Here is a 19,622-nt window from a genome sequence, read left to right as displayed (position 1 = left end):
GGTGGTGCCGCCCGCCTGGTCAAGACCACTCTGGTCGGTAACAACGCCGAGGGCAACGGCGGGGCGATCGCCAACTACGGCCGGGTCGACATCCACGACAGCAAGCTGAACAACAACCACGCCCGGCACGACGGCGGCGCCATCTTCACCGCCGGCGTCCTGCAGATCACCGACACCCGCCTCGGTCACAACACCGCCGTTGGCAACGGCGGAGCCGTCGCCAACGGCCAGGGTAGGGCCAAGACCGGTGCCCAGGCGCAGACGCAGGGAAAGGCCGGCACGGTCGAAATCCAGCAGAGCACCATCGAGGGCAACACCGCCGACCACAACGGCGGCGGCGTCTTCACCGCCGGCGGTTTCGTCAAGGTCTCCCGGGTGCACATCAAGGAGAACAAGGCCTGCCACAGCGGTGGTGGGGTCTACGCGGCCGACACCGACCTGCACCTCGACCACACCACCATCACCAAAAACCACGCCAGCCTCGACGGCGGCGCCATCCTCAACACCGGCACCACACACACCACCACCGGCCGCCCCGACAACCACACAGACGCCACCACCACCATCACCCACAGCACCATCACCACCAACACCGCCGGCCGCTACGGCGGCGCCATCTTCAACGGCGACACCCACCAACCCACCATCGACCCCGGCTTCCACAACAAACCACCAACCAACACCACCAACGCCACCCTCACCCTCCGCGACACCAACACCAAAAACAACACCGCCCTCAACGGCGGCAGCATCTTCAACAACAAAGCCACCACCAACCTCACCACCACCACCATCACCAACAACACCGCCACCGACAGCAGCAAAACCCACCGCGTCGCCGGCGGCATCCTCAACAACAACGGCACCACCGAAACCGACCACAAAACCACCATCACCAACAACGACCCCACCAACTGCGCCGGCACCGTCAAAAACTGCTTCAACTAACCAACCAGACCAACCACCCGGCCCCCGGCCACCAGCCGGGGGCCAGGGGCCGGGCCACTGCCAGCCAGCCCGCCTGCGGCAGGGCGAATGATCCCCTCGCCGGGATGTCATCGATCATCGCGAATGAAGTCGGCCAGCGGCCCGGATCGTTGGCGGGACCGAGAGGACCGCTCGGAAACCGGCGCAGGGAATTGTGTTGGCCGGGCAGCCGCCGACCGGACTCAGGAACGGGGCGCTGCGCAAGGCATCTCCGGCGCGCGGTCAGGTGTGGGCGCTCGGGGCCGGCCTCTCGGTGAGCTCCCACCGATCGCCGTGACCCGTGGCGATCGCGATCGCCTCGATCACCCGCCGGGCCGCCGCCGGATCATCGACGAAGCTGACGGCGGCTTCGAGGCCGACCGGCGGCCCACCGGCCAGGCTCGCGGCCACGGCGATCATCCGTCGGTCACGGTCCGGCACGTCGGCGGCCGCGGCGAAGCCGACCACCTCCGCCCAATCGGTGACCTGCCCCATCCGCACGGTGTCACCCATGTCCCACACCAGGTCCAGGATCCCCACGAGGTCACCGAAGCCCGGCTGGTCCGGAACCGCGGTGAAGGTCAGCAGATGCACGGCGGCCCGCCGGCCGAGTGAGGCGCCGGTGGCGATGTCGGTGCGCAGGATGGCCCGAATCTCATCGCCGGTGAACCCGCGGGCGAAGTCCGGCCGGGGAGTTCTCCGATGCAGCGGCGGCGCCGTGTCGGGGTCGGCCAGCAACTCCGCCAACCGCAGGCACTCCACACACGGCGGCAACGCGGCGATGTCGACGCCGGTGTCACTGAGATGCATGTCGTACGCAATGTTGATCGCCCACTGATCACTGCCCCAGACCGGACGCTCCGGAGTCGAACACAGCGTGAGACCCGTACTCCCGCCGTCCCCGCCGGCCGCGTCGTCGAGATCCACGGACAGATGCCGCAACGTGCCATCCGTACACGGTCGAGGTGTCATCGGGTCCTCCTCACCACCGGATGCTTCGCCGGTCGCCCGTGACAACGAAGTCTATCCATGCCCCGCACCGGGACCGCCGAACGACGTGCCCACTCGGCATCAGCTGAACGACTTTGCGGGCACTGCCTTCCCGGCCGCCTTTGCACCTTCCCATGCCGCCGATGTCCGGGACAGCACACCGCTACACCGCTGTCCCACCCGTACGTCAACATCCACAATGCGGGCTTTTTTCGTGTATAGCCGCGAGATGAATAAAGCTCCCATACGTTGTTATTCAGCAGCTACAACCGATTTGTGGCCAAGGCCGCCTCGCCGCGGCGAGGCGGCCTTGTCTGGTACAGAGAGGGCAGAGTGCTCCGATGTCCAACTACCTGCGCAACAACGATGAGGACGCTCGTGACTCGACGTCCGCGACCCGCCGTCGCCGGCGCTGGCTCGCCACCGGGGTCGCCGGCCTGACCGGAGCGGTCAGTCTGGCCGGGGTGTCGTACGCGACGACCGGGGTGATCGGGCCGCACCGGCTGGCCGACGTCAAGTGGTCGACGGCGCAGCAGCTCAAGGACGACCAGGGCGATCGCCACCGGGACGAGCGGGACACACGCGCTCGGGACCGGGACCACGGGAAGGTCCGCGAGGTGCCCTGCGACGAGGAGAAGCTGATCGAGGCGATCGACCTGGCCAACCGGAACCACGGCGGCACGTTGCGGCTGGCCCCGCACTGCACCTACGAGTTGGGCGCCTACAACCGGGAGACCGGTTCGGCCCTGCCGACGATCCAGCAAGAGATCACCATCGAGGGGCAGGACGCCACGATCACGCGGGACGCCGAGACCAACTTCCGGCTGTTCAGGGTCGCCGACGGCGGCGATCTGACGCTGCGGGACCTCACCCTCAAGGGCGGCAACGCCGCCTCCTTCAAGTACGGCGGGTCGCGCGGCTCGCAGACCCCCGCCGGGCCGCAGGCCCCGAATGCCGCCCGGCCCACGACCGGACAGCCCACGGTGGGGCAGCCTCCCCAGGTTCCCGGCCCGCAGCTAGCCGCTGGTCAGGGCGTGGCCCCGGGCACCGCGCAGGTGGCCACCCCGCAGGCCGCGAGCGTTCCGAATACCGGGGCCGCCCCGAAGGGTGCGAGTGCACCACAGGCAGGCAACGCCCCCCACGCCGCGAGCACCCCACAGGGCTCCAGCCGACAGCTCGACGCCACCTCCGACGGGGGCGCGCTGCTGGTGGAGCGGGGTGGTGCCGCCCGCCTGGTCAAGACCACTCTGGTCGGTAACAACGCCGAGGGCAACGGCGGGGCGATCGCCAACTACGGCCGGGTCGACATCCACGACAGCAAGCTGAACAACAACCACGCCCGGCACGACGGCGGCGCCATCTTCACCGCCGGCGTCCTGCAGATCACCGACACCCGCCTCGGTCACAACACCGCCGTTGGCAACGGCGGAGCCGTCGCCAACGGCCAGGGTAGGGCCAAGACCGGTGCCCAGGCGCAGACGCAGGGAAAGGCCGGCACGGTCGAAATCCAGCAGAGCACCATCGAGGGCAACACCGCCGACCACAACGGCGGCGGCGTCTTCACCGCCGGCGGTTTCGTCAAGGTCTCCCGGGTGCACATCAAGGAGAACAAGGCCTGCCACAGCGGTGGTGGGGTCTACGCGGCCGACACCGACCTGCACCTCGACCACACCACCATCACCAAAAACCACGCCAGCCTCGACGGCGGCGCCATCCTCAACACCGGCACCACACACACCACCACCGGCCGCCCCGACAACCACACAGACGCCACCACCACCATCACCCACAGCACCATCACCACCAACACCGCCGGCCGCTACGGCGGCGCCATCTTCAACGGCGACACCCACCAACCCACCATCGACCCCGGCTTCCACAACAAACCACCAACCAACACCACCAACGCCACCCTCACCCTCCGCGACACCAACACCAAAAACAACACCGCCCTCAACGGCGGCAGCATCTTCAACAACAAAGCCACCACCAACCTCACCACCACCACCATCACCAACAACACCGCCACCGACAGCAGCAAAACCCACCGCGTCGCCGGCGGCATCCTCAACAACAACGGCACCACCGAAACCGACCACAAAACCACCATCACCAACAACGACCCCACCAACTGCGCCGGCACCGTCAAAAACTGCTTCAACTAACCAACCAGACCAACCACCCGGCCCCCGGCCACCAGCCGGGGGCCGGTACGCGTGTGGGCCTTCACCGTTCCGCCCCGCGTGTCGGCCAGCGGGCGACATCTGATTGACCAGGATCAATCTCGGAGCGACTTCGACCCGTGTCCGACCACCACCGACCATTCGATGATCAAAATCTGTCTGCGGCATACCGGGGCATCCCGGCGTCAGGACACCACCGATCACGGAATGCGGACCGCGGCTTGACCCAAGCCGGGAGTGATCGAGGCCGGGCGGCACCGGCCGGGACCGGGGCCGAATCAGAGACCCGAGCAGGGAAAGCCGTTCACCGTGCAGCCTGACGGCTTCACGCCACCGGTGTACTCGTAGATGAACCGCAACTGGACCGAGGTACGCGGGGCCAGGTCCACTCCGCTGGTGTACGTGAGGACCCCGTCGCGCACCTGCGTGGTGCCCTGCGGCGCGCTCTCCACCCAGATGCCCCCCAGCCGACCTCGGGGCTGCACCAGCCGGACGGTCCACGAACGGGGTCGCAGCGTGGTGTTGACCAGAAGCACCTCACCGGCGTAACCGTCACCGTAGTCCGCCATCATCCGGAACCGGCCGAACACGGACGGTCTCGGGGACGGCGACGCCGGCGGGGTTGATGCCGTGGGGGACGCGCCACCGGTCCTACCTGGGGTGGCTGACGGGCTCGACGCCGAGGGGCTGGCCGGGGCGTTCGACCGGGGCAGCAGCCCCGGCACCGCCGGCGCGGTGTCGGTGTTCGCCCGCATCGACGGCACAGCAGCCGCCAGCGTCGGCATGGACATGGCCGGAGCGGGCGGCGGGAGGTCGGCTACCGGTCGTCGGCCGCCGGTCGTACCCAGAGCGACCACCAGGAGCAGAACCATGACGGCCACTCCGAGGATCACCACGAGCCAGGGCAGCGAGCGGAGGGACGCGGCTCGGGGGTGCGGTGTACCGGACATGAGTTCTCCCTGGTCGGTCCCGTCCCGGGAGCATGACGACGATCGGCGGCGCGGGGAGTACGCAACCGATCAGCCGACCCTGGTTACCGTCGGGTAGGCGCCAAGCTACCAGCTCAAATCCCACAGACGGGATTCCCGACGGGACTCTCGGCGAACCCCGACCGACCGGATGACCGCAACCTCGACCCGGGGACCGAACGACCCGCTGACCGGGGGCGATACCCGGCCGAGCGGGTCGGCTGGGACGGCAACGGGCGGATCAGCGCCCGGAGCAGGCGACGCCGTTGACCGTGCAGCTGCTCGGGCGGTTGTTACCGCCGGTGTGTTCGAAATGGAACCGCAACGGCACCGTGGCGTGGGCTTCCAGGTTCACCCCGCTGGTGTAGGTGAAGACACCGCCGGACATCCGGGCCGACCCCTGCGGCGCGCCCTCCACCCACGCGGTGACCAGCCGGCCCTGCGGCAGCACCAGCCGGACCGTCCACGACCGAGCCCCGGACGTGGTGTTGGTCAACAGCACCTCGCCGATGAAGGCGCCACCGTAGTCGTTGAGCTTGCTGTAACGGCCGGTCACCGACGGCGCGGGGGCCGGCGGTGGGAAACCGGGGGTGGACGGATTCGCCGGCGGCTTGGTGGACGGCGCCGGTGCCACCGGTGGCGGGACCGAGCCAGGCTGCCCACCGCCACCGGCCGGCGGCGTCTGTATGCCGGTGCCGCCCCCGCCGACGGACGGCTCGGTGCGCCGGGGCGTGATGCCGGGCAACGGCTGCAGGGGCAGCGTCGCCGCGACCCGGGTCGGCGCCGACGGGGGCGGTAGGTCCGGTAGCGGGATGGTCTGCATCGGCTCCGGCGGCCGGGTGTGGAACCGTTCCCCGCCGGGGACGGAGAGCAGCGCGACAACCTGCAACGACAGCAGTGCCATCACCCCGGCGACGACCACCACCCAGGGGGACCATGCCATCTGCAGCAGACCACCGAGTGGTGATCGTGCACGACGCCTGCCGGACATGCCCCTCCTTCATCGGTGCCGCCCGAGAGCGTACCGATCTTCGCCATTGCCGGAAAGGGGTGATCCCGCCTGCTGTCCATACGGTACGGCCGGTCGGTCGGTCGAATCATGCCAGGCACAGCGGGGTTGCGGCCGACGGACCGGTCGGGCGGATCAGCCGGTACGGACGACCGTGCAGATGAGCGGCCCGTCGGCGCTGGCCCGCAGCAGGTACCGGTACCGTTCGCCGGTCACCGCCCGGCCCTGGCTGTCCAGGAACTCCCAGCGTACCGCCACCATGGTCAGCAGCGCGGAAACCGGCTCGACGTCCTCGATGAGCGCGTTCGCCGCGACGAGTTCCCGCTGCTGGTAGTCGGGCGCGGCACCGACGAAGGAGAGGGCGACGGCGGCGATGCTGGAGAACGAGAAGCTGTAGGTGTCGGCGACCACCAGCCCGGGCAGCGCGTAGCAGTTGGCGATGGCGGGCAGGTCACCGACGATGAGCGCCACGCCGTACCGGTCGAAGAAGTCGGTCAGGGTGCCGAGGGAGGTGGAGGCGCTCACGGGCTCACTGATTGCCGGCCGCCGAGCACGGCAAACCTCACCGCGGCGGAATGCGCACCTCGATCTCCTCGCCGAGCCGGGCCCCGCCGGTCAGGTCCAGGTCGTCACCGCTCCAGAACCGACCCGGGTCGTACCAGTTCGGTCGTCGGCCGGGCGGCAGCAGCCCCATCGCCTCGTAGGTCACCGCCACCACCTCGGCGCAGTACGCGGTCTCCAACGCCCGGTCCGGCACCGGCGCACGGGACACCTCCGGCCGGCCGGGGTGCGGCAGCCGCACCCGGGGCACCCGTCCCCGCGCCCACCGCCAGGCGAGTTGGGCGGTGCTCGGAAACGGGGTGCCGTCGAGCCGGGCGATGGTGCGCAGCACCGCCTGCTCGTGCTCCGGCCCGGCCGGGGGTTCGAGTTGGCGCAGCCAGGCCCGCTGGCCGTACCGGTTGGCCCAGACGCAGACCGCGTCGCGCAGGTCGTGCAGCTGTACGCCACGCTGGTGGGCGCCGGTCCACATGTCCGGCAGCGACCGGCCCAGTTCGGCGTGCCACATCAGCGGCGGCAGGTCGTCGAGCACCACGGCCATGCCGACGTGGTTGACCGGGCTGTTGGTGGTGAGCTGGATGGCCCGGTCGGGCACGCTGCTACCGCGGAACACCCACACGTCACCGGTGCGGGTCAGGTCCACGGCCTCGTCCAGGCTGATGCTCATGCCGCCCCGCCGCCCGTGCTGCGTTCGCTCATGGACCACTACCCTAGGCCGATGCGGCAACGGATGCGGTGGTGGAAGGTGCTCGGTCTGGCCGGCCTGGCCGGGGTCGCGGCGTCCGGCGTGGTGATCGCCCGCGCCGAGCGGCGCCGCCGGGCGTACACACCGGAGGAGATCCGGGACCGGCTGCGCGAGCGGCACGCGCAGGCCGGCGGGGGCAGCACGCCGGCCGACGGGACCGCCTGACCCCGGCGGACGGGCCGACGAGGGCTGTGCGCCGGCCCGTCCGCCGGGGTCGAACCGACGGCGGCGCAGCTTGCGCCAAAAGCAAGACGGACGTACGGTTTTGTTGATGACGTGAATCGGCGGTAAGTGTCACCTAACCTCGGCGGCGCCCCGACCGGTGCGACAGACTGCTCAGGACTACTCACGGTCGCTGGTGTGAAGGAGTACGACGTGGCGAGCCTCGACACCTTCGGTGCGAAGACCCAGCTACGCGTCGGAGACGCGAGCTACGAGATTTTCAAGATCGACAAGGTGGAGGGGCACGACCGACTGCCCTACAGCCTGAAGATCCTGCTGGAGAACCTGCTGCGGACCGAGGACGGCGCGAACATCACCGCCGACCACATCCGCCAACTCGGCGCCTGGGACCCCACCGCCGACCCGAGCGTGGAGATCCAGTTCACCCCGGCGCGGGTGCTCATGCAGGACTTCACCGGCGTACCCTGCGTGGTCGACCTGGCCACCATGCGGGAGGCCGTGCGCGACCTCGGCGGCGACGCCACCAAGGTCAACCCGCTCGCGCCGGCCGAGCTGGTCATCGACCACTCCGTCATCGCCGACCTGTTCGGCCGTGAGGACGCCTTCGAGCGCAACGTCGAGCTGGAGTACCAGCGCAACAAGGAGCGCTACCAGTTCCTGCGCTGGGGCCAGACCGCCTTCAACGAGTTCAAGGTCGTCCCGCCCGGCACCGGCATCGTGCACCAGGTCAACATCGAGTACCTGGCCCGGACGATCATGGAACGGGGTGGCCAGGCGTACCCGGACACCGTGGTCGGCACCGACTCGCACACCACCATGGTCAACGGCCTGGGCGTGCTGGGCTGGGGCGTCGGCGGCATCGAGGCCGAGGCCGCGATGCTCGGCCAGCCGGTCAGCATGCTCATCCCGCGGGTCGTCGGCTTCAAGCTGCACGGCGAGATGCCGGCCGGCACCACCGCCACCGACCTGGTGCTCACCATCACCGAGATGCTGCGCAAGCACGGCGTGGTCGGCAAGTTCGTCGAGTTCTACGGCCCGGGCGTGAGCGCCGTGCCGCTGGCCAACCGGGCCACCATCGGCAACATGTCCCCGGAGTACGGCTCCACCGTCGCGATCTTCCCGATCGACGTTGAGACCGTCCGCTACCTGGAGCTGACCGGCCGGGACCCGCAGCAGGTCGCGCTCGTCGAGGCGTACGCCAGGGAGCAGGGCCTCTGGCACGACCCGGACGCCGAGCCGGAGTACTCGGAGCGCCTCGAACTGGACCTGGGCACCATCGAGCCGTCGCTGGCCGGCCCGAAGCGGCCGCAGGACCGGGTGCCGCTGGGCAGCGCCAAGACGCTGTTCCGCGCAGCCCTGGGCGACTACGTGGCCGCCGACGAGACCGGCGGCGACCCGGGCCGCAAGCCGGGCGTGCCGCAGCTGGAGCAGCCGTTCGGCACCGAGGGTCCGGCCGACGAGGCCAGCGCCGAGTCCTTCCCGGCCAGCGACGCGCCGGCCAACGGAGTCAACGACCCGGCCGACGCCCCCCGCGACCTGCAGACCGCCGCCGTGGGCGCGGGTGGACGCGCGAGCAACCCGGTCCGCGTCACCGGCACCGACGGCGTCGAGTACGAGCTGGACCACGGCGCGGTGGTGATCGCCGCGATCACCTCCTGCACCAACACCTCCAACCCGCAGGTCATGATCGGGGCCGCGCTGCTGGCCCGCAACGCGGTGGACAAGGGCCTGGCCCGCAAGCCGTGGGTGAAGACGACCCTGGCCCCGGGCTCCAAGGTCGTCATGGACTACTACGACCGCGCCGGCCTCACCCCGTACCTGGAGAAGCTCGGCTTCAACCTGGTCGGCTACGGCTGCACCACCTGCATCGGCAACTCCGGCCCGCTGCCGGAGGAGGTCTCGGCCGCGGTCAACGACGGCGACCTGGCCGTCGTGTCGGTGCTGTCGGGCAACCGGAACTTCGAGGGCCGGATCAACCCGGACGTCAAGATGAACTACCTGGCGTCCCCGCCGCTGGTCGTGGCGTACGCCCTGGCCGGCACGATGGACATCGACCTGGCCAACGAGCCGATCGGCGAGGACACCGCCGGGAACCCGGTCTTCCTGCGCGACATCTGGCCGAGCAGCGCCGAGATCCAGGACGTCATCGCCTCGGCGATCGGCGCGGCCGGCTTCAGCGCGGCGTACGCCGACGTGTTCGCCGGCGACGAGCGCTGGCAGTCGCTGCCGACCCCGACCGGTGACACCTTCTCCTGGGACGCCGAGTCCACCTACGTCCGCAAGCCTCCGTACTTCGAGGGCATGGCGAAGGACCCACAGCCGGTGCGGGACATCGCCGGTGCCCGGGTACTGGCCAGGCTGGGCGACTCGGTCACCACCGACCACATCTCCCCGGCCGGCTCGATCAAGGCCGACTCCCCCGCCGGAAGGTACCTGGCCGAGCACGGCGTGGCCCGTCACGAGTTCAACTCGTACGGTTCCCGCCGGGGCAACCACGAGGTGATGATCCGGGGCACGTTCGCCAACATCCGGCTGCGCAACCAACTCGTTCCGGGCGTGGAGGGCGGCTTCACGGTCAACCACCTGACCGGCGAGCAGACCTCCATCTACGACGCCTCGATGGCCTACCAGGAGGCCGGCGTCCCGCTGGTCATCCTGGCCGGCAAGGAGTACGGTTCCGGGTCGTCGCGCGACTGGGCAGCCAAGGGCACCATGCTCCTCGGCGTCAAGGCGGTCATCGCCGAGTCGTACGAGCGGATCCACCGGTCCAACCTGATCGGCATGGGCGTCCTGCCGTTGCAGTTCCCCACCGGCGAGAACGCCGACTCGTTGGGCCTGACCGGCACCGAGACCTTCGCCATCGCCGGTGTGACCGAGCTGAACGACGGCCGGACCCCGCGTACGGTGAAGGTCACCACCGACACCGGTGTGGAGTTCGACGCCGTGGTGCGGATCGACACCCCCGGTGAGGCGGACTACTACCGCCACGGCGGCATCCTGCAGTACGTGCTGCGCCGCATGATCGCGGGCTGACGTCCATAGCGTCTCCACGGCCCCCTCCCGCGACCAGCGGGAGGGGGCCATGGCGTTTCCGCCGGTAGCTGCTCGCCCTCGGCGATCGTGATCAGCAGGGTGCGCTCCGGTCGCCCCGATTGTCGGGGGCCGCGCGTAGGGTGGCGGAATGGTCGATCGCCGCCAGGTGATGAGCTTCCGCGTGCAGGCCCAACAACTCACCCGAGCCGAGGGCACCCTGGCGGACACCGCCGTGCTCGACATCGGAGTGCAGGACACCGGCCCGGACGGCGGTGGCTGGGCGTTGGCCCTGCGCGGGGTCGACGCAGCCGCGTCGTCCGTCGACGACCTGGTCCTGCTGTGGACCGTCCGCGGCGCGCCCCACCTCTACCGGCGGGCCGACGTGGGGCAGGTGGCAGCCGCGGTCGAGCCGTGGTCCGACGCGGACGCGGGCAAACGTGTCTACGACGCCGCCAAGCCCTTGCGGGCCGCCGGCATCGGCGTCCTGGCCGCCCTCGACGAGGTGGCCGCGCAGATGCGGTCCGTCGTCACCCGGCCGACGGTCAAGGGTGAGGTCTCCGGTCGCCTGGCACAGGTGCTGCCCGAGCCTTATCTGCGGTTCTGCCGGCCGTGCCAGGCGACGCACCTCTACGAGATGCCGTTCCGGTTGGCCGCCCTGCGGGCCGGTCTGGAGCTGCGGCCCGGCACGTCGCCGCCGGTGCTGGAGCGCATCCCCGACTTCACCAAGGCCGACGCGGCCGGTGACCGGTTGGATGTGATCCGGGCCTACCTCCGGCTGCTCGGCCCTGCCACCTACAAGGACGTCGCCACCTACCTCGACGCCCCGGTCAAGGAGGTCAAGGCACGCTGGCCGGAGGACGTCGTCGAGGTGACGGTCGAGGGCGAGACCCGCTCGCTGCTCACCGCCGACGAGCGGGCACTGACGTCGTCCGACGCGGCAGGGGCCCGCCTGCTCGGACCGTTCGATCTCTTCCTGCAGGCTCGGGACCGGGCGACCCTGGTGCCGGACGCCGCGCACGCCAAGGAGCTGTGGCCGGTGCTGGGCCGACCCGGCGCCGTCCTGGCCGACGGCGAACTGGTCGGCACCTGGCGAGCCCGCAAGTCCGGCAGCCGGATGACCGTCGCCGTCCGTCCCTGGCAGAAGCTGCCCGACAGTCGACGCCGCGCGATCGTCGCGCAGGCCGAACGCCTGGCGGCGTACCGTTCGGTCGCGCTCACCGGCGTCGACTTCGACGGCTAGCGACGGATCGAGCCGGCACAGCGGCGTGCCGTCCGTCGACGAGTCGGCAGCGTCGCCCGCTCAGCCCTCGATGCCACCGTGGCGGGCCTCCCAGGTCTTCATCGCATGCTCCAGCAGCGTGACCAGCACGTCCCGGACCGATTCCCGCCGCCGCGCGTCGCAGAGCATCATTGGCACCCCCGGGTCGAGGTTCAGCGCCGTCTGCACCTCGTCCAGCCGATACTGCCGGGCACCGTCGAAGCAGTTCACCGCCACCACGAAGGGCGTGCCACGCTCCTCGAAGTAGTCGATGGACGGGAAGCAGTCGGCCAACCGCCGGGTGTCGGCCAGCACGACCGCGCCGATCGCCCCGAGAGCCAACTCGTCCCAGACGAACCAGAAGCGGTCCTGGCCCGGAGTGCCGAAGAGGTAGAGCACCAGGTCGTCGCTGATGGTGATCCGGCCGAAGTCCATCGCCACCGTGGTGGTGGTCTTCCCCTCCACGCCGGACAGGTCGTCGATCCCGACGCCCGTCTCGGTGAGCACCTCCTCGGTGCGCAGCGGCTTGGTTTCGCTCACCGCGCCGACCAGTGTGGTCTTGCCCACCCCGAACCCCCCGGCGATCAGGATCTTGACCGCGGTGGGTAGGGACGGCGCGCCGGCCGCCCGCTCAGAGTGCCCGTAGTCCATTGATAACCGCCTCGAAAACGCTGTCATCGGGTACGCCGGCGCCGCCCCCGGGCGGCCGGACCCGCACCAGGTCGCGGGCCATCAGGTCGCCCAGGAGGACCCGGACGGTGCCCACCGGGAGGTCGAGATGGGCGGCGATCTCCGCCACGGACTGCATCCGCTGGCAGAGCGCGACGATGGCCAGGTGTTCCGGGCCCAGCCCGGACTCGCCACGGGCGTCCGACCGGGTCGCCGTCACCAGGGAGATCAGATCGAAGGTGCCGGTCACCGGGCGGGCCCGTCCGCCGGTCATCGCGTACGGGCGGACCACCGGACCCGCGTGGTCGTCGACCCACCTGTCCTCGGCGGAACCGTCCTCGGCCGCCATCCTGCTTACTCTCCGCCGGCTGACTGCTCGAGCCCGCGGGTGGGTGATGCGACGTACGTGCCCACCCGGGTCACCAGCATCGCCATCTCGTACGCGATCAGCCCGACGTCGGCGTCCTCGGCGGCGAGCACCGCCAGGCAGGCGTTGCGCCCGGCCGCCGTGACGAACAGGAACGACGACTGCATCTCGATGATGGTTTGCTGGACCTGTCCGCCACCGAACCGCTTGCCCGCTCCCCGGGCCAGACTCTGGATGCCGGCCGCCATCGCGGCCAGATGCTCGCCATCGTCCCGGCTCAGTCCCCGTGACGAGGCCATCAGCAGCCCGTCCGAGGAGAGTGCCACGGCGTGTTCGGCCTGTTTCACCCGGCCGACCAGATCGTCCAGCAGCCACGTCAGGTCGGTACCCGAACCCGTTTTCTGCGCCACTCGTGTCCTCATCTCCCCCGGTTGGTGTCGCCATCGCTCCACGTTGTCGTGTGCCGTCGCATCCGGTCTGGCCGGCGCGCCGGCGTCACGTCTCCGACCCGTTGCCGGGGCCCGGCCCACCGCCCGTGCGCGCCCCGGCGGAGGCGGACCCGCCGAGAAGTCGGGCGGCCTCGGTCCGGCCGCGGCGGGTGCCTGTCTGGTACGAACTCATCATCTGGCGCACCTGCTCGGGCGGGCGCGGCGGCAGTTCGCCGGTACCCCGCTCCGGGGCCTCGCCCGGTGGCCCGCCACGCAGTTCCGGCACGATGCTCGCCTGCCGGATCCGCATCGGCAGCCCCAGGTCGGTCACCGGCCAGTCGCTGCGAACCCGACCAGGTTCGGTGCCGACCACACCGGCCTGCTGCCCCGACCCGCCCACCGCGGCGTCCGCGCCGGCAAGGGCCGGGGCCGGCCGGACGGTGGACAGCGCGGTCGGCACGGTGGGGCCGTGCAGCGCCGCCCGGGCCGAGCCGGCTTTCGTGCGGTTCGGCAGCTCCGGCTCGTCGGCGGGACGCTCCGAGGTGGAGGCCCGCCGAGCCCGTACCGGCAGCTCCAACTCACCGACCGGGTCCCCGTCGTCGCCGCGTACAGAGGTCTGCCCGCCCGTCCGCCCCGGTGCCGCGCCGCCGGGGGCGTCCTCGCCGACCTCGACCAGCGCACCGGGAATGAACACGACCGCGGTGACGCCCCCGTACGGGGACTCGGTGAGCCGCACCCGGACCCCGTGCCGCTCGGTGAGCCGACTCACCACGTACAGACCGAGCCGCGAGGTGTTGACCAGGTTCAGCTCCGCGCGGTCCACGAGCCGCTGGTTGGCCTCGGTCAGCTCCGCCGTGCTCATGCCGCGGCCACGGTCCTCGATCTCGACGGCGAAGCCGTTGGCCACCTGCTGGCCGCGCACCTCGACCGGGGTGTGCGGCGGGGAGAAGGTCAGCGCGTTCTCGATCAGCTCGGCCAGCAGGTGGATGACGTCACCCACCGCGCGACCGGCGAGCGACACCGGGCCCAGTGGCGCCACGTCGACCCGGGTGTAGTCCTCCACCTCGGCGACCGCGCCCCGGATCACGTCCACCACGGGTACGTGGCGTCGCCAGGCGCGGCCCGGCGTCGAGCCGGCCAGCACGATCAGGTTCTCGGCGTTGCGCCGCATCCGGGTGGCCAGGTGGTCGACCCGGAACAGGTCCTCCAGCTCCTCGGCGTCGTGCACCCGCCGTTCCATCGCGTCGAGCAGGGCGAGCTGGTGACGGACCAGGGCCTGGGTACGCCGCGCGAGGCTGAGGAACACCGCCCGGGCGGCGCGGCGCAGCTCGACCTGCTCGACGGCGGTCCGCACCGCCGCCTCCTGCGCCACGTCGAACGCCCTGCCGACCTGACCGATCGCGTCGTCGCCGGTGTCCAGGGGTGCTGACGGTGGGGCCAGGTCGACCTGTTCACCGTGGTCGAGCCGGTCCACCAGGCCAGGCAGCCGCTCGGTCGCCAGCCGGAGGGCGCCCGCCTGGAGCGCTGCCAGCCGCCGACCCAGCGTACGGGCGGTGCTGACCGAGACGGCCATCGAGGCGATGACCACGATCAGCCCCAGGCCGGCGACGAGCACGGTCCGGACGATCACCCAGATCGCCACCGGGGTGGCCCGGTCGACGAGCGCCCGTGCGCTGGCCAGCACCACCACTTCCTGCTCGCCGAGGGCCGCGTCGACGGCCGCCTGCCAGTCGACCGCGTCCACCGGCAGCGGGCCGTTGGGGCGGCCGTCGCGGATCAGCCGGTCCTCCAGGGTCCGTAGCCGGGTGAAGGACTCGCCCCGGAGCATGGTGAGGTACCGGTCGCGGTCGGCGGCGGGCAGCTCGGCCAGCGCTTCGGCAGCCAGGAAGCGCTGCGCCCCGACGAGGTGGGCGAACTGGGCGTACTCCCGGTCGTTGACCCGGCCGGTGGCAGCCGCCCCGGCGAGCAGAGCGTCCTGCTGGGACATCAGCTCGCGTACCCGGACCAGGTGGATGAGGGTGGCGGTGTCCTCGGCGATCCGCGCGTCGTCGAGCCGGTCGAAGCCGGCGTACACCCGGAACAGCGAGTCCACGACGGCCGTGAACGCCTCGGCGGCGCCGGCCCGGTCCACCGCGCGGTCGGCGACGGCGTCCCGGATCGGCGCCAGCGAGTCGAGCCGGGTGGTCGCCTCGTCGATGCGCCGCGTCAACTCGGCGGAGGAGGCGAGTCGGACCCGCCAGCTTCGGGCCGACTCGGCGAAGACGGCGGCCGACTCCTCGCTACTGCGGCGTTGGGCGCCCAGCGCCTGCGCCTGCGCCTGGCTCGGCCGGCCCAGGTAGACCAGCGACAGCCGGCGCTCCCGCTGAAGTTCGGTGCGCAGTGCCTCACCCGGCTCGGCCACCCGGGCCTCGAGCGTCTGCACACTCAGGACGGTGTGAGCGTCCCGCAGGGTCACCCAGGCGGCGAACGCCCAGAGCGCGGCCAGTGCGACCAGCACCGCCACCACCCTGGTACGCACACCTGCGCTGCGGGAACCCATCACACCGTCCCTCGCCGGTCCTTGTGCACCTTCCGGATCGGCCGAAAGTGCGATGCCAGCCCCGGCGCACGCTAGCAGTGTCCGGAACCTTACTCAAGCAGTGCCGATCGGGGGACGGTCCGGGTGAGGGGGCGGGCGCGACGGCGCCCGTCCGCCAGGACGCGGGCGGCGACGACGGCCGAGTGGACGATCGTGACGGGGTGGTAGAGGTCTTTGTCATGCCACAGTGGACATGCGTCGTCCAACACGGACAACCGGCTCACGGCCCGGTTCACCGCCGGCCCGGCCTCCCGGTCGGCCGCCGCGGTCAGCAGGATGTGCAGGGCGTACGCGGTCTCCTCGGCCGTCTCCTGCCACCGCCCCCAGCCGCCGTCCGACCGTTGGGTGGCGAGCACCCAGTCGACGGCCCGCCGCACCGCCGGCCGGGCCCGCGGTCCGCCGTGGTCGTGCAGGGCGAGCACGGCGCAGCAGGTGGCGTAGTACGGGGAGGCGTGCCAGCGGTCTGTCCACGCGCCACCGGGTTGTTGCTGGTCGAGCAGCCAGCCGGTGAGCCGGTGGACCACCGTCGCCGTGTTCGGCTCGCCGTGGCCGAGTTGCCACCCGAACGCCTCCAGCACGTGGGCGTTGGTGGTCACCGAGGCACCGTCCTCCCCCTCCCAGGTGCAGAAGTGCGCCCCGGTGTCGTACCGGGACAGGCAGGCAAGACCGACCCGGTGACCGAGGCGGGCCAACGCATACAGGGTCACGGCGGTGGTGTCCGCGTCGGTGGGCAGGCCGGGACCGGTTGCCGCGCCGTGTGGGTTGACCGCGTCGCGCAGGCTCGCGACGAGGGCCGCCGGCACCTCGACCGGTACGCCCGCCCGGGCCAGGTTGCTGAGCACCCAGGACCGCTCGAAGACGGTGATCGGGGCGGCGCAGGGGGCTTGACCGTCGTGGTCGGCGACCACCCCGTGCAGGTAGTCCAGGGCCGCCGGCCACCTGTCGTCCTGGCCGCCGAGCCAGGCGGCGGTGGCGGCCGGGGACGCACCGACCGGACCGGCCGGGGCGGGGACCACGCCGGCCAGCTGCCGGGCGGCGGGGCCCAGCACCTCCAGGGCGTGCAGCAGCTTGACCGGCATGGCGGTGCCGGACGCGGCCAGCCGGCGTACCCGGTCCAGCCGTCCCCGGCCCATGCCGGCGGGCAGTGGTGGTGGGCCGGCGCCTCGCCACCGGTCCAGCGCCACCGACGGGCGGGTCAGCCGTTCGCCGATCCGCTCGGCCAGCACCGGCACCGTCAGGTCCACGGCCGGCAGGTCCGGCACCGGGTACGCCGCAGGGCCGGCCCCGCTGTGCAGCAGGCGCAACGCCCGATCGACGGCCTGCCGTACCCCGTCCACCGACCAGCCGACCGGCGCGTCCCGGTCGACCGTGGCCAGCAGGCCCTCGACGGCGCTCAGCGTGGGCACCAGGGCGTAGCCCTCGGGGCCGCCCCAACCGCCGTCCGGCCGCTGGGTCGCCAGCAGGTACCGGACCCGGTCGGCGTGCCGGGTGAGCCACGGCGCGAGGGAGACCAGCCGGGCCGTCTCGTACGCCGACACCGAGGTCCGGCCGGCGGGCCGGACAATCATCCCGGCGAGCAACCCGGCCGCTGTGGCGGCGGTGGTCGCGAACGTCGCGTCGCCCCGGACGAGCGGCTCAGCGTTCATGGCACCTCCCGATGTCGGTCGACGTCAGCCGACCTGCCCCGGATCACGTGCACCGGCCTCCTCCGCCTCGATGCCGGCACTGCGCAGCGTGCCCCCGTGGTCATCGCGTGTCACGGTTACGCAGAGCATGCCATCGACCACGGGCTTCTTCCAGACATCCCGCCGGAGGAAATCTCACCTCCTGCGGCTTCCGCTCCACAAAGGACTGCGGGAAGCTCTCGTCCGGCACGGAAGATCCGCAGGTGGCACCGCACGACGCGGTTCGCCGGCGACCTGAACGGCGACGCGGGGCAGGCACCGGATCATCGGCGGAATCTCGCGCCGGCCACCCTCGTCCGGCCGGCTCTCGCCGCGTTCCACCTCGCGGGGGGCACCGGCGGGCCGATCCGTCCGGTGCGCCGCGCGTACCGGCGACGCGGTCGGGCCGGCAAACCCGGGCGCGTGCGCACACCCTGTGCCACGCTCAGGGGCATGGACGACAAGACCATCCTGAACCGGATCTCCGAACTCGTCGACGAGGAGCACCGGCTGCGCTCGACGGCGCAGGAGAACGAGGCCGGCACCGACGACGAGGCCCGGGAACGCCTGCGCGCGCTGGAGGAGTCGCTGGACCAGTGCTGGGATCTGCTGCGGCGCCGCCGGGCGGCCCTCCGGGCGCACGGCGACCCGGACGCCCAGGGCGAGCGGCCGCTGCCGGAGGTCGAGCGCTACCTCCAGTAGGGCGACGGGCGAGATGCCCCGGGTTGTGCTTCCCGGGGCACCCCCGGCTCACCGGATGCCGGCCTCGCGCAGCAGCATCCCGGTCACCTCGTCCGGTTCGTCCGGCAACCCCCGCGCGGCGAACCAGGCGCCGACCACCTGTACGTCGCGGGCCAGGAACTCCGGCCCCTGCGGGTTGGCCACCACGTCGACCACCTGCGGCAGGTCGATCATGACGAGCCGGCCCCGGTGCACCAGCAGGTTGTACGGCGACAGGTCACCGTGGGCGTACCCGGTGCGGGCCAGCACCACCAGCGCGTCGACCAACTGCGTCCAGAGGTCACGCAGCTCGGCGGGCTCGGGGCGAAGCTGGGCCAGCCGGGGTGCCGCCGCGCCGTCCTCCGGGTCGCCGACGAACTCCAGCATCAGCTCGGTGCCGATCAACTGGACCGGGTACGGCACCGTGATCCGGCCGGTGGCGGCCCCGATCCCCCAGAGCCGGGCCAGTGCGGCGAACTCGGCCGCCGCCCACTGCCCGGCGATCATCTGCCGCCCGAACGCGGTCCGGCCGGTCATGGCCCGCATCTCCCGGGAGCGCCGGACCCGGCGCCCCTCCAGGTAGCCGGCGTCGCGGTGGAAGAGGCGGTGCTGCGGATCCCGGTAGCGTTTGACGGCCAACAGGCAGGAGCGGTCGGTGCCCGGCACAGCCCGGCGGACGAGGTGGACGTCCGCCTCCTTGCCGGTCTTCAGCACACCGAGTTCGGTGTCCCGGGCGGCCAGTTCGGTGACCAGCCAGTCCGGGTGGGGTTCGGGTCCGTGCACGGCCTGATCCCAGGACGACCAGCGGTCGGGCTGGTCGGGCTGGGCGTCGGGGTCGGGCTCGGCGAGGACGGGCCGCTCGGCCCGGCCACGCTTCAGGAACTGTGGTTCGTCGTCGTCGAAGCGGCTCTTGCCGCGGCCGCGGCGCCGCGGCGCCGGGAGGTCGTGTTCACGCACGTGACTGGTGATCCCTTGATCGAGGCTGGTGGAGGCAGGTGGTACGACCCTGCGATGACGGCCATGACCGACCTCCTCTCCTCGACCGGGCACCCGCCCGGTACGCGCGTCTCGCGCGGCCCCCATGCTGGTGGCGTCCGACGGCGCGGGTCAACCGAATTAACCCGGCGGCCGGTCCGCTCAGCTGCTGAGCACCACGGAGACGGCGGCGATCAGCGAGTCCACGATCCGGGTCGGCGCGAATCGGGTGTCCGACCAGCTCCGGCCTCGGTGCAACCACACACTGGGCAGGCCGACGGCGGCCGCGCCACCGATGTCGGCCTCGGGGCTGTCCCCCACCACCCAC

The 19,622-nt window shown here is 71.5% G+C and carries 17 protein-coding genes and 1 pseudogene; 6 read left to right on the top strand and 12 right to left on the bottom strand.

Annotated features, from left to right (window positions below; all coding sequences use genetic code 11):
- A pseudogene (locus E1182_RS19420) lies at positions 1-948 on the top strand (hypothetical protein); the annotation flags it as partial.
- A 261-nt stretch (positions 949-1,209) separates the two neighbouring features.
- Here the strand turns inward: E1182_RS19420 and E1182_RS19415 are convergent.
- Positions 1,210-1,776 (bottom strand): hypothetical protein, encoded by a 567-nt coding sequence (locus tag E1182_RS19415; protein ID WP_243706309.1) that lies wholly within the window; start codon positions 1,774-1,776, stop codon positions 1,210-1,212.
- Positions 1,777-2,297: 521 nt separating this feature from the next.
- Between E1182_RS19415 and E1182_RS19410 the strand changes: the two genes are divergently transcribed.
- Positions 2,298-4,121 carry a hypothetical protein gene (locus E1182_RS19410; RefSeq protein WP_132267300.1) on the top strand — a complete coding sequence of 608 codons (1,824 nt, stop codon included), beginning with the start codon at positions 2,298-2,300 and terminating at the stop codon, positions 4,119-4,121.
- A 296-nt stretch (positions 4,122-4,417) separates the two neighbouring features.
- Here E1182_RS19410 and E1182_RS19405 read toward each other — a convergent pair whose 3' ends face one another.
- From E1182_RS19405 to E1182_RS19390, 4 genes are all read right to left on the bottom strand, one after another.
- Positions 4,418-5,089 carry a cellulose-binding protein gene (locus E1182_RS19405; RefSeq protein ID WP_132267298.1) on the bottom strand — a complete coding sequence of 224 codons (672 nt, stop codon included), beginning with the start codon at positions 5,087-5,089 and terminating at the stop codon, positions 4,418-4,420.
- Positions 5,090-5,348: 259 nt separating this feature from the next.
- Entirely contained in the window at positions 5,349-6,050 is a 702-nt protein-coding gene (locus E1182_RS19400) for a cellulose binding domain-containing protein (RefSeq protein ID WP_132267296.1), read from the bottom strand.
- Positions 6,051-6,251: 201 nt separating this feature from the next.
- On the bottom strand, positions 6,252-6,641 hold the full coding sequence (locus E1182_RS19395) for a hypothetical protein (protein ID WP_132267294.1): 390 nt from the start codon (positions 6,639-6,641) through the stop codon (positions 6,252-6,254).
- Positions 6,642-6,678: 37 nt separating this feature from the next.
- Positions 6,679-7,341, bottom strand: a complete 663-nt coding sequence (locus E1182_RS19390; protein WP_132267292.1) for a hypothetical protein — start codon at positions 7,339-7,341, stop codon at positions 6,679-6,681.
- A gap of 63 nt (positions 7,342-7,404) precedes the next feature.
- On the opposite strand from E1182_RS19390, the gene E1182_RS19385 reads away from it, so the two are divergent.
- From E1182_RS19385 to E1182_RS19375, 3 genes are all read left to right on the top strand, one after another.
- Positions 7,405-7,584, top strand: coding sequence for a hypothetical protein (locus E1182_RS19385; protein ID WP_207921450.1), 180 nt, complete (start codon positions 7,405-7,407; stop codon positions 7,582-7,584).
- 195 nt (positions 7,585-7,779) lie between these two features.
- Positions 7,780-10,635: an aconitate hydratase gene (locus E1182_RS19380; protein WP_132267288.1), complete on the top strand. Its 2,856-nt coding sequence runs from the start codon at positions 7,780-7,782 to the stop codon at positions 10,633-10,635.
- A 148-nt stretch (positions 10,636-10,783) separates the two neighbouring features.
- On the top strand, positions 10,784-11,875 hold the full coding sequence (locus E1182_RS19375) for a winged helix DNA-binding domain-containing protein (RefSeq protein WP_132267286.1): 1,092 nt from the start codon (positions 10,784-10,786) through the stop codon (positions 11,873-11,875).
- Between the two features lie 60 nt (positions 11,876-11,935).
- Here the strand turns inward: E1182_RS19375 and E1182_RS19370 are convergent, their stop codons facing one another.
- The 5 genes from E1182_RS19370 to E1182_RS19350 form a co-directional block, all read right to left on the bottom strand.
- Positions 11,936-12,544, bottom strand: coding sequence for an ATP/GTP-binding protein (locus tag E1182_RS19370; protein ID WP_132267284.1), 609 nt, complete (start codon positions 12,542-12,544; stop codon positions 11,936-11,938).
- On the bottom strand, positions 12,525-12,911 hold the full coding sequence (locus E1182_RS19365; RefSeq protein ID WP_132267282.1) for a DUF742 domain-containing protein: 387 nt from the start codon (positions 12,909-12,911) through the stop codon (positions 12,525-12,527). Before E1182_RS19365 ends, E1182_RS19370 begins: the two co-directional genes overlap by 20 nt.
- Before the next feature lie 5 nt (positions 12,912-12,916).
- Positions 12,917-13,339 carry a roadblock/LC7 domain-containing protein gene (locus E1182_RS19360; protein ID WP_132267279.1) on the bottom strand — a complete coding sequence of 141 codons (423 nt, stop codon included), beginning with the start codon at positions 13,337-13,339 and terminating at the stop codon, positions 12,917-12,919.
- A gap of 85 nt (positions 13,340-13,424) precedes the next feature.
- Entirely contained in the window at positions 13,425-15,896 is a 2,472-nt protein-coding gene (locus E1182_RS19355; protein ID WP_132267277.1) for a nitrate- and nitrite sensing domain-containing protein, read from the bottom strand.
- An 89-nt stretch (positions 15,897-15,985) separates the two neighbouring features.
- Entirely contained in the window at positions 15,986-17,581 is a 1,596-nt protein-coding gene (locus tag E1182_RS19350) for a prenyltransferase/squalene oxidase repeat-containing protein (protein ID WP_132267275.1), read from the bottom strand.
- A 471-nt stretch (positions 17,582-18,052) separates the two neighbouring features.
- Here E1182_RS19350 and E1182_RS19345 point away from each other — a divergent pair, with 471 nt between their 5' ends.
- A complete protein-coding gene (locus E1182_RS19345) occupies positions 18,053-18,301 on the top strand; it encodes a DUF2630 family protein (RefSeq protein WP_132267273.1) in 249 nt (82 codons plus the stop codon).
- 48 nt (positions 18,302-18,349) lie between these two features.
- Here E1182_RS19345 and E1182_RS19340 read toward each other — a convergent pair whose 3' ends face one another.
- Both E1182_RS19340 and E1182_RS19335 read right to left on the bottom strand, forming a co-directional pair.
- On the bottom strand, positions 18,350-19,276 hold the full coding sequence (locus E1182_RS19340; protein ID WP_132267271.1) for an RIO1 family regulatory kinase/ATPase: 927 nt from the start codon (positions 19,274-19,276) through the stop codon (positions 18,350-18,352).
- Between the two features lie 180 nt (positions 19,277-19,456).
- A partial coding sequence (locus E1182_RS19335; protein ID WP_165942665.1) for an HAD hydrolase-like protein occupies positions 19,457-19,622 on the bottom strand: 166 nt, incomplete at its 5' end.

The organism is Micromonospora sp. KC721, assembly GCF_004348355.1.
In the GTDB taxonomy this organism is placed as follows: domain Bacteria; phylum Actinomycetota; class Actinomycetes; order Mycobacteriales; family Micromonosporaceae; genus Micromonospora.
Note: the sequence above shows the minus strand (reverse complement) of the source record. Positions and strands in the feature narration are given on the sequence as shown.